Source organism: Neobacillus niacini, assembly GCF_019749295.1.
In the GTDB taxonomy this organism is placed as follows: Bacteria; Bacillota; Bacilli; order Bacillales; family Cytobacillaceae; genus Neobacillus; species Neobacillus niacini_D.
The window spans coordinates 13,048-27,999 of sequence record NZ_JACWFG010000027.1; the positions used below are offsets into that span (position 1 = coordinate 13,048).

Here is a 14,952-nt window from a genome sequence, read left to right on the forward strand (position 1 = left end):
TACTTCTACCACTCATGCAAAGCCTATTATTGGAAAGGCGATACTTTGCATGGGGCAAACATTTAACTCTTATCGCTAAACAAGCTTTTCTAATATTTTGGCTTTGCACCTTATTTGTCAAGATTAAAATAAGGAGCGAGCAAAATTGAAATATATGAATGCAAACAAAGTTTTACCTGAAAAGCTAATTGAAGAAATCCAAAAGTATGTCCAAGGGGAAACGATTTACATTCCCAAGCTGGAAACAGAGCATCTGAAATGGGGAACCTTGAGTGGCGGGAGAATGACACTTGATCGCCGTAATGACACCATTAGACATTCTTTTAATAGTGGCAGCAGTATCCAGCAACTGGCTGATGAATATTACCTTTCTACTGAAACCATTAAGAAAATTGTTTATTCAAATAAAAAGTAGGTGAACAGCACTGTTGAAAATTTTTTAGCAGTGCTGTTTTTTATGTAAAAAACGTTTCATAGTCATTTTATCCATTTTGGTGGTTTGCTTGCATGGTTTAAAATAAAAGGACAGAAAAGACAGCAAAAGGATTGGAGATATATATGATGACCGAAAAATTTATTAAAAATGAACAGTTAAACTTCATAAAAAAACAGATAGCTTTAATTAAGGAGAGCAGCAAGAAGAACGTACCTCAAAACGTTTTGACTGCTGTGATTGACTTAGCCAATGCCAAAATCTTAGATCTCTTTCCAAATCTATCATTGGAAAAACAAGAAATGCTGGATCTTTCCAAACTGAAAAGAGATAAAGAGTATGAACAATATATTCAGCATCTAACTGACTATTTACTGCCCTTTCCAAAAATCACCGAGCAGCAACTGAAAAAAATGTTTCCAAAACATAAAAAAATTAAACTCCCTGATTTATCAACTATAGATCTCAACCAGTTGACCTATTTAAGCTGGAATGACTTAGGATATAATAAAAAATTTATAGTCTATGAGCTAGAGGGCAAAATAGTTGGTATTGATTGTGAATTTGCACCATCTAGTAAAAAAAATCTTTGTTCTTTCTGTAATAGTTTTGGTGATGTTGCCTATTTTTCTACTATAACAAAAGCAAAAAAGTCTAATAATCCGGATTATTACAAGTCCATCGGCAATCTTATTTGTGTCGATAGCAGCGAATGCAATAAAAAGATAACGAATGTGGAATATGTAACTACTTTCCTAAAAAACTCACTAGGAATATGAAAACTTCAGATGGTAACCAACATCATTGGGATTAAATATGAGTATTTTATTTTTATGTTAAAATAAAATTAATTGTTAAAAATTGTATAGAAGTAATTAGGAAACTAAATGGGGTGAAATTATTTGAAAAAGGTTTGTACTTTTCTCTTTGGTATGCTTTTTGTTGTTTTATTAACAGGATGTATTGGAGAAGAATATGATTTTTCTCCCCCATCTGCTTCGCTTACAAATCCTGAGGATATTACTCAAGAAGAAAAATTAGCAGAAGCAAACATTGATTGGACTTATGATGAAAAATACAACAAGGAAACAAAAGATATTCTTTCGTTAGCAAAAGAACAAAATAAAATGTACTTTAATTCGGGGCAGAAAGTTCAGTTTTCCCTTCAAGATGGACATTTTGACGAAAAAAAAGTAAAAATTTCACTTTTGCAAAATGAAAACAAAATGGATTTAGAAATGGAACATGCTGGTTCATATTTCAACTTACCGAAAGAAAAAGGCGAGTATATGATTGTATTAGACCTCCCTACTGATAAAGGAACCGCTCAATATGTAGGGAATATCATCATTCAATAATAGTAAGTTTAGGATGGCAATAAGAATGGAAAAACGCGACATGATTCCCCCGCTGCACCTGACCGAAATGAAAGTTAGGTGGCAGAAATGATCGGGCATAGATTAAGGTACCCAAATAAATTTGTTTAAAGTGATTAGTAGGGGATGTGGTGGGTTTTTTTCTATAGGCCCTGTTATTATTTATTGTTGATTTTCGTGTAGGATTGAGAATTCATAGGCGGAGAATTTCCGGCTATTGTTTATAGAGGAACCTTAAGGAGCAGATATAAGCGGAGATATTCCGGCTATCTGTTTTAAATAAAACAAATTCCAAGAATTTGGATACAATAAGCGGAAAAACTCCGCTTATTTTTAAGGAAATACAGGTATTTCCCAATTTAAACGGAAATTCTCCGCTTATTTTCCAAACACAGTAAAATCAACATTCAGTTTAAATTTCAAAGCACGAAATAGGAGAATTGCTGAATGCAATTACGGGAATCCTAAAATATTTGGATATAGTTGAGCAAATGTTCCAAGGCGGGATAGATCCCTTGTATAAGGGGGGAGCGTTAATACTTCTTAGATTAACATCCCCGATTGATGTAGAAGAACAGCCAATTTGCTAAGAAGAAAGCTGTTCTTCCATGTTGTTTTAAACTGACAAATTTATTTTACATAATGTTTTTTAAAATCTGGATGGATAGAGAATTTTCGGCGTAAATTCACGAGATTTTCCCCGAAACTTTCTTCTAAAGGTTTTCTATGTTTCTTCATAATTTCCATGAGGTACAAATCATGGATCATGACTTCTGTAATTGGCATAACTAAACCAACATGTCTTGTCCACGCAGCACGGCTATCTTTCCCCAGCGAGACAATCCCTGCTACTACCTCTGAATCATCTGCACTAATAACAATCCAGCGTCCACCATACTCTTCTGTAATTTCATGCCCCATATAATGGAGATAGAGGTTCGCAAAATCAGAGACGATTTCTCCATAAGCAATAATCGTTACATTGACTCCTCTATTTACTGCCTGCCTTAGTTCAGACTCCAACTCTTCGTATTCCTCTTCCCAAACCTCTAGGAGAATCCTTGTTTTTGAAGATGCGATACAATCTTTAACCTTTTGTAGTATTTCAATGCGGCCCATGATATTCCAGATATTTTCACGGTCATTTGCAGATTGTTCAAACTCTGCTAGTGACTTTTCTGCCAGTTCAAAATTTTGTTCTGCTTCCATTCGCCGGTTTTTAATGAGCTCCTTTGCGGGCACAGGAGAATACTGCGGCGTGTTTCCAGGACTAACCAGAATATCTCCTCGTATGGCGAGACTATCTAGAACTTCATATATTTTTGAACGTGGTACACCAGAATTCTTCGCTACTGCATATCCAGTTAAGGGAGATTCCTCCAAAAGGCTCAGATACGCTTTCGCTTCATATTCGGTAAAATTTAAATTCTTTAATGTTTCAAAAATGGTTTTTTTCATAAAGCCTCCACTATATAGTAGTCGCTACCTTAGTAACTAATATTCTAGCAAAATTGTTGATTATTTCCAAATACTTCTGGTATACTCATTTAAGTAGTTACCTTGGTAGTCACTATTATGATAAGAAGGGGGAAACAACATGGATAGCTTACTAACATACATATCGATTGCTGCGATGATGGTGGTTATACCAGGGGCAGATACGATGCTCCTCGTGAAAAACACCCTTAGCTATGGTCCAAAAGCCGGACGTTATACGGTACTCGGAATGGCAACCGGACTTTCTTTTTGGACACTTATTGCGATTCTTGGGTTATCTGTGGTCATTGCAAAGTCGGTCATTCTTTTTAGTACAATCAAATATTTGGGAGCGGCTTACTTAATTTATTTGGGGATAAAAAGTTTTTTTGCTAAAAGTGCGTTTTCTTTAGAGGAGATTCAAGCACAAGCGAATACATCTCCCAAGTCTTCAAGTCGGCATAATAAAGAGTCCTTTATGCAAGCTTTACTGAGCAATGTTCTTAATCCAAAAACGGTTTTGGTTTATATAACTGTCATGCCTCAATTTATCGATTTGAACGGAAATGTAAATCAGCAATTAATACTGTTAGCATCAATCCTTACTTTACTTGCTGTATTGTGGTTTCTAACCCTTGTTAATGTAATTGATTACGCAAAAAAATGGTTAAATAACCCCAAATTCCAGAAAGTATTTCAAAAATCAACCGGCTTACTCTTATTAGGTTTTGGCGTTAAAACAGGAATATAAATTTCATTTATTATTTATACACTAAGTACTTTTCTGAAGAAGGAAAAGTACTTTTTTTGTTGAAGTAGTGAAGTGTAAAGGGGTGTATTTGTATTGAACTTATTATTGAAAGAGCAGCTATATAACGAAAAAGATACAATTATTAAATATATTGTCAGTAGTAGCAAGAAGAACATACAAAGCACGATAGCTTACACTGGAAAGGAATATGATCCTCAGTTTTGGGTATATAGAGGTGAAAAAGACAATTTTGAGAATGAATTAGATGGATTAATATCATTGTGGGTAAAACTTCTTTATGATGTAGAAGAATGGAAGTATGAATATGATATGGAGTTTGCGACTAACATTTATGATTATTGGATAATGAAAGAAATGACAAAGTATAAATACTTGAAAGTAAGTCCCAAAAGCACGTTTAACTATATCTCAAGTAGAGCGAAGGAAATGAAAGTTAAGCAATTAAATAGAAGAAAAGAACATCCGATAGATTACGGTGATGTAGAATATCCTAGCATAGCAGGAATTTATGTTGATAAGATAATATGTAAGGTGGAAGACTTTCATTTCCACATTAGTGGTAGCATTATCAATGCAATCGAGCTTAGTAGTTCAGAATATGGGGCGGGATATAAAGAATTTTTTATTGAAACAGAAACGGAATATATATTATTCTCCGAGTAGAAAAAATAACTGGAGAAATACTTGGTCATATGGATAATAATGGATCATCAGCTATGGTTGTTTATGGAAGATGCAGGAAAATAGATTGTATTCTAGAAAGTAATAATGCTTATAATGTAAACAGGTATTTAATCAGAAAAATGGGAGAGAACGCAGATATGTATGAACCAAAGATGAAAGAAACCGATAATAGTGTAATTGAATTTATTGAAAGAGTGGAAAATGAGAAGAAGAAGGCAGATGCCTATCAGTTATTAGAAATTTTTGAAGAGGTAACGGGTTACGACGCAAAATTGTGGGGTCCTAGCATTATAGGCTTTGGCAGCTATCACTATAAGTATGCATCAGGACATGAAGGGGATGCACCTTTAGTGGGTTTTTCTCCAAGAAAAGCGAAAATTAGTCTTTATTTGGCCTATGAAAGTGAGGAAAGAGAAAACTTATTAGCAAACTTTGGAAAACACACGAAGAGTAAGGCTTGTATTTATGTGAATAAATTAGCTGATATCGATACCAATGTTTTAAAGGATTTAATTAAACATACAGTAGAAACATATCAGAATCTTTATCCAAACGAATAAAGGTCTTTTGATTCCACTAACGGGGGCACTTGTTGAAAACATCCGTCATTGACAGTTATTTTTCTCACTGACCACTTTAGGTTTAGTAAAAATCTTTCCATTATTTAATTCACACCAATCTTCTAATTCTTCATAAGTGTCCTTGCTTCCGTATTTTACTAAGAAAGCTTCTTTCGTTTCAAATACTTCCATTGAGCCCTTTTCTATCAATGTGACCATTCGAAAAGGGTTTAGTTCAAAAATCTTAGAGACAGCTATTAATTCACCTATATGAACAATATTAGCGATATTTTCCATTACTTCATCTCCTTTTATAGTTAGAGACATGCTCTGTTCGCTCTCACCATATTGAATTGAACAAAATTAAAAACAGCACCTCATTGGTATTATTTTCAGTTTTGACGTTACTATGTATTACTTCACAACGGAGTGCGAGAGTGGAAGAGAGGGGGGCCTTAAAAAACAGCTTTTGTCATTGAACTAAAAGGGAAGGAAAGTTGAAAAAGCCACTAATTTTCAGCGGCTATATTATTTGTTTTTTCTGAGAAACCATGTACGACATTCTAATTCCATTAATAATTCGTGGTCAACGTTATGATCAAAATCCTTTGGCTTGTCCAGTTGTATCCCTCTCTTTGATGCGGCTGCAATTATTAATCCTAATTCATAGTACATATTTTTAGAAACTAAACCGTTTGAACTCATTTTCTTCATTTCATTATAGAATTGAATCAAAAAGTCACTAGGTAATCTTTCATACAAAGACATGATTAAAAAACACCTTCAATCCCTACTATACTAATAGGAATAATATCATTTAAAAATGATAATGAAAAGATTTTTTCACAAATTCACAAATAATAATTAGTTATGGTGCAATTAGTTGGAGAATGAATTGATAAGAAATAAAGCCATTTGTGAGGATATCACAAATGGCTTGCTTTTTAGAAAAGTCCTGCTTCTTCTGCAGCTTCTATACTGAGCCTAGCAAACTCAGTCGGGCTCATTCCAACATTCTCCCAATGCATATACATTAACCGCGGTTCTTCAAACAGCCAATGGTTATGAAATGCTGTTACGATAATACCTCTGCATCGTAATGCATCAAGCATTGGATTCACTTCTTTTTGAAGGAGAACCGTTTCACCTAGGTTAAGACAATTATTTTCAAAAGATAACATAAATGGAAGTGCTAGTGGTGATAGAGTGCGACGACCTAAAATAGTTGCTCGAATATCATCTCGAAGACGCATAACGACACAAACAGGAGACGATTGAATAACTTCACCACCGATAATATCTGCAAGTCTTTGGCAAGTTGACATATTAAAACCTTCTTTCTATTAATATGTTATACCTTATGCCGAATCAAAACAGCTTGTATAGGTTACTTCATTAACAAGCCAAAAAATAAGTAATAAAAGGGATAGAGCCGGTGTAATTTTTCGTAATTTGATAGTGTGACATAGCTAAAGAAGGATTGTTGATCTAACTATGAAATATTTACGTGGGAGAATTTGGACTATTAGCTTCATATTTAGTGAAATAATAGATGATTTTCGAAATGGAGATAATATTTCATATTTTAGTAAGGTTGCTATAATGGTAACCATAGAGAAAGCAGTCAAAAAATTATTAAATACCACAAAAGGCATTCGAACTAGTCATAGGTATACACCTAATGGTCCTTAATGAATATTTTGTAGTTAAAGGCATTTTAGGGGGAATCGGTATGGGATACTATGTAACGGTAGCTTCAGGCGTAAAATTATATGTAGAAGATATTCATCCAGGGGGAAGTAAGACGATCGTGTTTTTACATGGTTGGCCATTAAGCCATAAACAGTTTGAGTATCAATTTGATGTCCTTCCTTTCATGGGATACCGCTGTATCGGTATTGATTGGAGAGGTTTCGGAAAGTCGGATAAGCCAATTAGTGGTTACAACTTCGATCAATTGTCAGACGATATACGGACCATAGTGGGTGTACTTCAATTAGAAAATTTCACTCTTGTAGGTCACTCCACAGGTGGAGCAATAGCGATTCGATATATGTCCCGCCATAATGGTTTAGGGGTATCCAACCTAGTCCTTGTAGACGCTGCAGCTCCTGTAGGTTTTACGGCAGAAACAGCAACGAAATTCCTAACTCTAGCGTTAAATGACCGTCCAAAGATGATGCGAGAAGTAACAGAATCCTTTTTCTTTCAATATATAACGAACTCATTCTCAGAGTGGTTTTTTCAAATGGGGCTACAAGCAGCAGGTTGGTCAACGGCAGCGATCATCAATACACTAAGAGATGAGAAGCTTTATGCAGATTTGCAAAAAATACATGTTCCTACCTTAATCGCTCACGGTGTTCATGACAAAGTGATTCCATTTGCACAAGCTCATGAACTGAATCAAAGTATAAGAAGTTCACATCTAGTTCCATTTCATTACAGCGGTCATGGTTGTTTCTGGGAAGAACGTGACAAGTTTAATCAGGTATTACAGCAATTTATTGGTTGATAAAGAGGCAGTGTTATAAAAATTGAGCTTTTCAAAAAATGGCGCGATTCAAAGATAAGAATCGCGCTGCTATGTTCAATCTCCCCATATATGCAGACATGACAAGGTATTATGTCTTTGAAGCATTCTCAACAAAAGTGAATGACTCATGCGAAAGAATCTTACAAAAGTAGGATAATGTAGATTACTGCAATTAGATGGGAATGTATGGTAAAGTAGATATAAAAAATTAAGGTAGAGATTACTAATGGATGATGAATTATATCAGGCTATTCAAAATATAAGTGGTAGTGAAGCAAAAAGCATATTGTTCCATATGTCGTATCAATTAAAAATGATAAAAGAAAACCATGATTCACATGAAGATATGGCGGAAAAACTATCTTTCTTACACGATAGTATTCTCGGTGCTATAAAAAACGAAAACAATAACGTTCAAAGGGAGTATAGTGCCGTACATATTGTATGTGGAGAATCTGCTGCGGGCTCTTTAAGAGTAGGGTTAGAATGTGAGAACAGGGTAATTGGCTTACCAGATTTCTTTGCTGTAGGTCCTATTTGTGAACTTCATAGAGACGATGGCCGTAACCGTAGATATGAATGGCTAAAAGACCATTTGAATTACCAGGATGATTTTATTGAAGAAGAGTATAATCGAAGGTTTCTAAACACTCTTTCAGAAATGGAAGCAATACCTGAACAAGTTCCCATTGTCATCTGGACTGGTGAAAATGCAGATGAACAAACAGGAGTATGCTTTTTATTGTACGTAATGAAAGGAAAAACGAATCCTATTTATCTTATCAATACAACCATTGCATACCAAGAATTATTTAATACAAGTGAGTATCAGTATTTTTATTTCCATACGGGCGAGGTGGCTCCTGATAAACTAAAAGTTATTTATCAAGAGAAGTTAACTCAGCCTTTAAGTATAGAGGAACGAATTCAATTAGAAGAAAAATGGCTATCTCTATCACATTCTAAAGGGGTAGTTCGAATTTGGGAGAATAATAAAATCATCACTGTAAAGGAAGATTATTACGATGAAATGATTATTACCGCTGCCCAACACTTACATTCTAAACAAAAAGAGAAGGACTTTATGAAATCAGCGAGGATCATCGGAGAAGTGCTTGGTCATATCGATAACAATGTAGGAGATACCTTTTTAGAATATAGATTGAGAAGTCTAATTTATATGGGGATTTTTGAAATAAGGGGGATCCCAAAAGGTATGAGGTATTACAGCGTGAAATTAAAGTAGAAGGCGAATACAAACAAACTTTTCTGTTTCTGTTTTTGCCATCATTAATGACAACACGCTAGTATTATAAGAAAACAATAATAGAATATGAAACATTCACCAAGGGTATTCGTATAGAATAATGGAGGAGGGAAGGTAATGATGGCTAAAGGTATGAACGAAAGGAATAAAAAGAACAAGGCAGGATTCATTATTCCTTGTTTTCTAGGTGCTGGAATAGGTGCAGTATTGGGATTAGTTACATATGTAAACGGTTGGTTATAATTCTTGATTTTTCTTTAAAAGCTCCGAGGCGGTGCTTCGCTAACGAAGGATCGCTTTTCTTATTCAAGTAAGTATGCAAATCACTTACTATCTTCCTATGGTGGAAAAAGTTTTGGGATGGTAGGATTAGGAAAAGGTTAAGGATATAAGAAAAAGAAGGAGTCTGGAATAATGAATGAATATGGCACACTACATAAGTCAAACGGTCGTTATGCTATAAAGTTCAAACGGTTTTTTACACAGAATCCAGAAGATGTTTTCCAGGTCATTACGGATCCTATTTACTTCACACAATGGTACCCTTTTGCAACTGGGGAGATGGATCTAAGAATTGGCGGTGAGATTGCCTTTGATGACGGTGAAGGGACGACATATAAGGGAACCATTATAGAATTAGAAAAACCATATGTATTTGGTTTCCGCGAAGTGGATGATTTGATAAACATTTCATTGCAGGTTGAAGATAAAAGGTGCAGTATGATTTTTACCCATACCTTTGACGATGATTCATGGGCAGTGAATACCGCGGCAGGATGGCATAGGTGTCTGGATGTTCTAGGACAAATCGTCAATGGGAACCCAATTAAGTGGCACGATAACGCAGCTGAGCTGCGTAAAATCTATAGTGAAGCATTTAATAAATAACGTTAAAAAATCTTAGAATTATAATAAATAGGTAATAAATGGAAGTGGATATATATGTTAAAAAAGTCATTAATGGTTATAGCAATTTCAATTTCTTTTTTGTTAACGGGGTGTTACAGTCTCAGCTTAGGAAACCCTACAACAAAATATGATTATGTTTTTGATGAAGTGCTTGGTGAATGGGAAGTGGTCGAAAAGGATACAAAAACCGTAAATACGAATGATACTGTACCCATCATACCACTATACCAAACGTATACTACCTGGAAAATACAATATTCCGATCACAATGATGTAAAAAGAATACTAACCGTGAATAATGCAGAAAATCTTGCATTTTTTTTGCTTCGAAATATAGGGTACACGATAGAGTCTGAAATAAAGACAATCTTTCCTAATTTCACAGATTATATTTTTATTAATAACCCATACTCTTCGCATTATTCTTTCTACGAACAAAACTTTAAGGACATTTACAGCAAGTATAAAGAGGTTTATACCGTTAAAAATTTTAATTTGAATACTTATTTCAAAGGACATCCAATTTATATTGAAGTACGACACAATTGCTACAGTGAAAACGAAGAAAACAGTGGTCAATGTAAAAAAGAAATTGATGATTTAATAAAAAAAGTCCCATATATAAACATTATTCTCCTTAGTGAGGAGGAATATAATTATTACGTACAAGGAGAAGAAGTTTCGATAGAAATGTTAGAATCACATGCTGGTGTAAATTATGAAGAAAAATACAAAAATCTATTAAAAGATAGGTTTCCAGAGTATCGTATTTCAGAGGAAAATACCTAAAGTAACAGTTCCACATGTAATAAAACCAATAGTTATAAAACTTGGAACCATCTAGGTATCCAAGTTTTTTTTGCTTTTACCTATGTGTTACCTGTAAAGAAGAATGGTTTCTAACTCTAAATGAAAAAATAATATTTGACATAGGTTAAGGGTGGTGTTAAATTTACCTTACGACCGTTCGGAAGGATGATAGTAATGACATCAGATCAAATTAAGGAAGTTTCTTTAAAGCATTTCGCACAAAATGGTTATGAAGGAGCATCGCTAGCAGATATTGCTAAGGATGTAGGTATAAAAAAACAATCCATATATACTCATTTTAAAGGAAAAGATGAGCTGTTCCTTCAAATTTGCATGGATACGTTTGAGAATGAATTATCAAGTGTTGTTCTGTTTATAGACCGAAATTCAGCTCTTGCTATTAATGATTTTTTATATAATTTCCTAGTGCACTGTATAGAAAGGTATGAAAAGTACGATTCTACCAAATTTATGATTCGTACTGCTTTTTATCCGCCCATGCATCTTAATGAACAGGTAATGAAATACGTTTACGAATACCTGGACAAAGTAGAAGAACTATTTTTACCGATGATAGAGCGTGCAATTTCAAATGGAGAAATTTCTTCAGCTGTTGGTCACAATCGTGCCACTACAGCATTTATGGGAGTTTTAGATGGAATATTCGTTGAAATGCTATATGGTGGGCCTGATCGTTTACAAAAGAGATTAGATGCATCTTGGTATGTGTTATGGCGTGGACTTTCAATGAGTTAGTCAATAACGTAGGGGGAATTTAGATGAACCGAAACTGGGGATATGTGATTTTAGCAGGTATTATTGAGATTTTGTGGGCAATGGGGTTAAAGTATTCAACTAATATGATCTCTTGGGCCGGAACGTTCCTTCTTATACTTTTATCCTTCGTTGTATTGATAAAAGCTACTCAAAAAGTACCAGTGGCGACTGCATATGCAGTATTTACTGGGATAGGAACAGCTGGAACCGTTTTAGTTGAAATGATTGTTTTTGGAGAACCTTTCAGCTGGAATAAAATCTTCTTTATTATGCTGCTCTTAGTGGGTGTAATTGGTCTAAAACTTGTCACGAAAGAATCTGGTGAGAAAGAGGGTGCTGTATAATGTCTTGGGTATTTCTTATTTTCGCTGGTATTTTTGAAGTGGTCGGAGTGACCGGTATGAATTTAATTAATAGAGGAAAAAACGTTAAATCTTATCTCATATTATTTTTGGGATTTGGGGTAAGCTTTAGTTTATTATCCTTAGCAATGGATATCCTCCCTATGGGACTAGCTTATGCTGTTTGGACAGGAATCGGGACAATAGGGGGAGCAATCGTCGGAATGATGTTTTACGGAGAACCGAAAGATTGGAAGAGAATCTTATTTATAGGATTGATCTTAGCCGCAGTAATCGGGTTGAAACTGATACATTAAATCCTGGTACTGCAATACTCGCAAAAAAGCACATCTTTATCCTGTATTTCTCCAGGAATCATAGACAAATAATCCTAATATGGTATTCTTTTGGTATATTTTAAGATTGAAAGGTTGATTGTGATGTACAAGAAACAAGATTTACTAAAACATCTAAAAGAATTGGAAATCGACGAAAATGGAGTATTACTTGTACATTCGTCAATGAAAAGTATTGGCCAGGTAGAGGGAGGGGCGGATACTGTCCTTGACGCACTTTCGGAATATATGAAAAATGGTCTTTTGGTTTTTCCTACCCATACATGGTCGTATATTAATGGTGAGAATCCTCGGTTTTATGTCAATGACTCACCATCTTGTGTTGGTATTTTAACGGAAATGTTTCGAAAACGGCCTGGTGTTGTTCGCTCATGGCATCCAACGCATTCGGTAGCTGCCCTGGGAAAAGGAGCAGATGAATTTATAGCGGGTAATGAACAATTCGACACACCTTGTGCACGAGAATCAAGTTGGGGGAAATTACTTGACCAGAAGGCAGCCATCTTGTTAATCGGAGTCGATTTACGGAGATGTACGTATATTCATGGAGTCGAGGAATGGCTTGATATACCGGGTCGATTGACAGATGATCACGAAATGCTTTATACAATATTACCGGATAAAACGGAAATACCCATATCGCAAAGGAGACATATTGGTCATACCTCTGAAAAATACGAACGGGTTGAAGATATATTTCTAACCAATCAAGTGATGTACAAAGGGCAATTTGGCGATGCAACAGTAAGAGTATGTGACACTGTAAAAATGACAGACTTGCTAAATCACATACTAATAGAAAATCCAGAATTATTTTCTTGATTTATGGGAAAGGTTCTTCTTACAACGTACATTTGAATATGGTTGAACAAAGGTAGCTCCAGTTTTGGAGCTACCTTTTTTAATTTCACTGTTATCTTAGAATGCGGAAGGGGACACTCTAGCTTGTTTCTCTACCACTTCAGAAAGAACACCATCTGTCATTTTGTAAACTTTGTCGCAATATCCCACAAGCCGAACATCATGAGTCACCACAATGGTGGTTGTTATTTTCTGCTTGGTTACCTTTTTTAATAGTTCCATAACTTCATAGGCACGGTCTGAATCTAGAGAAGCTGTAGGCTCATCAGCTAATATAATGGAGGGATTGCTATATAGAGCGTTAGCGATGGCTACACGTTGGCGTTGCCCTCCAACTCAAAAAAGTATTTTGCAAACCGCTAAACGAATGTTATATTGTTATATAAATGATATATATTGTTATAAGGAGGTTCACTTCATTGATTTTAGATAAGAAGTCTAAACCCATGTACATGCAGATTTTTGAAATACTTTCTGAAAAAATAAAAAATAGAGAATATAAGGAAGGAGAGAGGCTTCCGTCTGAAAAAGAACTGGCGGATTTATACAATGTGAGTCGGATCACCAGCAGAAAGACTCTCGATATGCTGGCAAAAGAGGGACATGTCATTCGACAGAGAGGCAGAGGGTCGTTTGTTACCTACGAGAAAGAAAAGCTTTCGTACCATTCCCATGAGGAAGATGATGAATTTCTAATGACCAAAAACATGCTAATTGGCGTGGTTGTTACCGATTTCGATTATACCTACGGAACTGAAATTATCTATGGGTTGGAAGAAGCAGCAAGGGAGCTGGGTTCATTCATCGTTCCTAGACGTACGCTCGGTCAAATTGAGAATGAAAAGCAGGCCATCATGGACTTGGTGGAGCTTGGAGTAGAGGGACTCATTATTTTTCCTGCTCAGGGGGAAAACCTGAATGAAGAAATCCTAAAACTGGTGATTGAGAAATTCCCGATTGTATTAATAGACCGTCATCTAAAGGGGCTGTCAACCACTTCCATCAGCACGGATAACTCCCGGGCTACGGCTTTAGGGGTTAAATATCTGTTTGAGCTTGGACATCGGAACATAGGGCTTCTCACACCACCTCCCGAATTAACAACCGCTATTGAAGAACGGATTGACGGCTTCATTTCTGCCCATGCAGAAGAGGGGATTGTGGTGGACAAAAATCTTTGGCTGACGTCCATCACCAGTACATTGCCGAATCAATTGAATGAGGAAAATATCCGGAGGGATATAAATATGATAAAGTCTTTTCTACAAGAAAACCCCTCCATTACCGCATTGTTTGCCATCGAGTACCACATTGCTGTATTGGCTAAAAAAGCCGCTGAAGAACTAGGTTATAAGATTCCAAGTGATTTATCCATTATCTGTTTTGATGGACCAACGCTTCAACTAGCTGAGTCATTCAGTTTTACACATTTGAAGCAAAACGAAAAACAAATGGGGAAGCGGGCTGTCGAGATGGTCATGGAACTCTCGCAAGGAAAGAAAGTTAACAGCATTACCCTGCTGGAGGCAAACCTGAAGATAGGAAACTCCACATCCAAGGTACACTGAGTGAGATCATTGTACCTTTTTTCTTGCTTTCTAGTTTATTTTGCTGAAATCATAAATTTTTATATAACAATTAATTATAACATTATGTTTTATTTATGACATTTAGTTATTGTCATCTAATTGTTATGGTAATAACATATAAAATGTAAGCGTTTTATATCAAGTTAATAGGGATGGAATGACATCATGTGCGGTGGAATCACCTGGAGAAAGCCGCAATTGGATT

Annotated in this window: 20 protein-coding genes and 1 pseudogene; 16 read left to right on the forward strand and 5 right to left on the reverse strand. The window is 35.5% G+C overall.

The window, feature by feature from the left end; genetic code table 11:
• The first annotated feature begins 145 nt into the window (after nucleotides 1-145).
• The 3 genes from H0184_RS25560 to H0184_RS25570 all read left to right on the forward strand — a co-directional run bounded on the left by H0184_RS25560 (nucleotide 146) and on the right by H0184_RS25570 (nucleotide 1,791).
• Nucleotides 146-415, forward strand: a complete 270-nt coding sequence (locus H0184_RS25560) for a CD3324 family protein (protein WP_221830213.1) — start codon at nucleotides 146-148, stop codon at nucleotides 413-415.
• Between the two features lie 143 nt (nucleotides 416-558).
• Nucleotides 559-1,212, forward strand: coding sequence for a FusB/FusC family EF-G-binding protein (locus tag H0184_RS25565; RefSeq protein ID WP_260631798.1), 654 nt, complete (start codon nucleotides 559-561; stop codon nucleotides 1,210-1,212).
• A 123-nt stretch (nucleotides 1,213-1,335) separates the two neighbouring features.
• Nucleotides 1,336-1,791, forward strand: coding sequence for a hypothetical protein (locus tag H0184_RS25570; protein WP_221830215.1), 456 nt, complete (start codon nucleotides 1,336-1,338; stop codon nucleotides 1,789-1,791).
• A gap of 648 nt (nucleotides 1,792-2,439) precedes the next feature.
• Here H0184_RS25570 and H0184_RS25575 read toward each other — a convergent pair.
• A complete protein-coding gene (locus tag H0184_RS25575; RefSeq protein WP_221830217.1) occupies nucleotides 2,440-3,267 on the reverse strand; it encodes a TrmB family transcriptional regulator in 828 nt (275 codons plus the stop codon).
• 139 nt (nucleotides 3,268-3,406) lie between these two features.
• Here H0184_RS25575 and H0184_RS25580 point away from each other — a divergent pair, with 139 nt between their 5' ends.
• The 3 genes from H0184_RS25580 to H0184_RS25590 all read left to right on the forward strand — a co-directional run bounded on the left by H0184_RS25580 (nucleotide 3,407) and on the right by H0184_RS25590 (nucleotide 5,301).
• A complete protein-coding gene (locus H0184_RS25580; protein WP_221830219.1) occupies nucleotides 3,407-4,036 on the forward strand; it encodes a homoserine/threonine efflux transporter in 630 nt (209 codons plus the stop codon).
• 93 nt (nucleotides 4,037-4,129) lie between these two features.
• The gene (locus H0184_RS25585; RefSeq protein WP_221830221.1) at nucleotides 4,130-4,720 is read left to right on the forward strand and encodes a hypothetical protein; all 591 of its coding nucleotides are present in this window, start codon (nucleotides 4,130-4,132) and stop codon (nucleotides 4,718-4,720) included.
• A 158-nt stretch (nucleotides 4,721-4,878) separates the two neighbouring features.
• Nucleotides 4,879-5,301 carry a DUF1801 domain-containing protein gene (locus H0184_RS25590; RefSeq protein WP_221830362.1) on the forward strand — a complete coding sequence of 141 codons (423 nt, stop codon included), beginning with the start codon at nucleotides 4,879-4,881 and terminating at the stop codon, nucleotides 5,299-5,301.
• A gap of 45 nt (nucleotides 5,302-5,346) precedes the next feature.
• Here H0184_RS25590 and H0184_RS25595 read toward each other — a convergent pair whose 3' ends face one another.
• The 3 genes from H0184_RS25595 to H0184_RS25605 form a co-directional block, all read right to left on the reverse strand.
• Complete coding sequence (locus H0184_RS25595; RefSeq protein WP_221830223.1) at nucleotides 5,347-5,598, reverse strand: hypothetical protein; 252 nt, start codon at nucleotides 5,596-5,598, stop codon at nucleotides 5,347-5,349.
• Between the two features lie 231 nt (nucleotides 5,599-5,829).
• Nucleotides 5,830-6,069 carry a hypothetical protein gene (locus H0184_RS25600; protein WP_221830225.1) on the reverse strand — a complete coding sequence of 80 codons (240 nt, stop codon included), beginning with the start codon at nucleotides 6,067-6,069 and terminating at the stop codon, nucleotides 5,830-5,832.
• A 176-nt stretch (nucleotides 6,070-6,245) separates the two neighbouring features.
• Nucleotides 6,246-6,626 carry a DUF1259 domain-containing protein gene (locus tag H0184_RS25605; RefSeq protein ID WP_221830226.1) on the reverse strand — a complete coding sequence of 127 codons (381 nt, stop codon included), beginning with the start codon at nucleotides 6,624-6,626 and terminating at the stop codon, nucleotides 6,246-6,248.
• A gap of 407 nt (nucleotides 6,627-7,033) precedes the next feature.
• Between H0184_RS25605 and H0184_RS25610 the strand changes: the two genes are divergently transcribed.
• From H0184_RS25610 to H0184_RS25645, 9 genes are all read left to right on the forward strand, one after another.
• On the forward strand, nucleotides 7,034-7,816 hold the full coding sequence (locus H0184_RS25610; protein WP_221830228.1) for an alpha/beta fold hydrolase: 783 nt from the start codon (nucleotides 7,034-7,036) through the stop codon (nucleotides 7,814-7,816).
• A 247-nt stretch (nucleotides 7,817-8,063) separates the two neighbouring features.
• Nucleotides 8,064-9,083, forward strand: a complete 1,020-nt coding sequence (locus tag H0184_RS25615; protein ID WP_260631799.1) for a DUF1835 domain-containing protein — start codon at nucleotides 8,064-8,066, stop codon at nucleotides 9,081-9,083.
• A 138-nt stretch (nucleotides 9,084-9,221) separates the two neighbouring features.
• Nucleotides 9,222-9,347, forward strand: coding sequence for a hypothetical protein (locus tag H0184_RS27890; RefSeq protein ID WP_260631800.1), 126 nt, complete (start codon nucleotides 9,222-9,224; stop codon nucleotides 9,345-9,347).
• A 171-nt stretch (nucleotides 9,348-9,518) separates the two neighbouring features.
• The gene (locus tag H0184_RS25620) at nucleotides 9,519-9,992 is read left to right on the forward strand and encodes an SRPBCC family protein (RefSeq protein ID WP_221830230.1); all 474 of its coding nucleotides are present in this window, start codon (nucleotides 9,519-9,521) and stop codon (nucleotides 9,990-9,992) included.
• Nucleotides 9,993-10,046: 54 nt separating this feature from the next.
• A complete protein-coding gene (locus H0184_RS25625; RefSeq protein WP_221830232.1) occupies nucleotides 10,047-10,802 on the forward strand; it encodes a hypothetical protein in 756 nt (251 codons plus the stop codon).
• 195 nt (nucleotides 10,803-10,997) lie between these two features.
• Nucleotides 10,998-11,579 carry a TetR/AcrR family transcriptional regulator gene (locus H0184_RS25630; RefSeq protein WP_221830234.1) on the forward strand — a complete coding sequence of 194 codons (582 nt, stop codon included), beginning with the start codon at nucleotides 10,998-11,000 and terminating at the stop codon, nucleotides 11,577-11,579.
• A gap of 23 nt (nucleotides 11,580-11,602) precedes the next feature.
• A complete protein-coding gene (locus H0184_RS25635) occupies nucleotides 11,603-11,944 on the forward strand; it encodes a DMT family transporter (RefSeq protein ID WP_221830236.1) in 342 nt (113 codons plus the stop codon).
• Nucleotides 11,944-12,258 (forward strand): DMT family transporter, encoded by a 315-nt coding sequence (locus H0184_RS25640; protein ID WP_260631801.1) that lies wholly within the window; start codon nucleotides 11,944-11,946, stop codon nucleotides 12,256-12,258. Before H0184_RS25635 ends, H0184_RS25640 begins: the two co-directional genes overlap by 1 nt.
• A gap of 123 nt (nucleotides 12,259-12,381) precedes the next feature.
• Nucleotides 12,382-13,119 (forward strand): AAC(3) family N-acetyltransferase, encoded by a 738-nt coding sequence (locus tag H0184_RS25645; protein WP_221830239.1) that lies wholly within the window; start codon nucleotides 12,382-12,384, stop codon nucleotides 13,117-13,119.
• A gap of 96 nt (nucleotides 13,120-13,215) precedes the next feature.
• Here the strand turns inward: H0184_RS25645 and H0184_RS25650 are convergent.
• Nucleotides 13,216-13,491, reverse strand: a pseudogene (locus H0184_RS25650) (ATP-binding cassette domain-containing protein); the annotation flags it as partial.
• Nucleotides 13,492-13,577: 86 nt separating this feature from the next.
• Between H0184_RS25650 and H0184_RS25655 the strand changes: the two are divergent.
• Entirely contained in the window at nucleotides 13,578-14,726 is a 1,149-nt protein-coding gene (locus tag H0184_RS25655) for a GntR family transcriptional regulator (protein ID WP_260631802.1), read from the forward strand.
• Nucleotides 14,727-14,952: the final 226 nt, after the last annotated feature.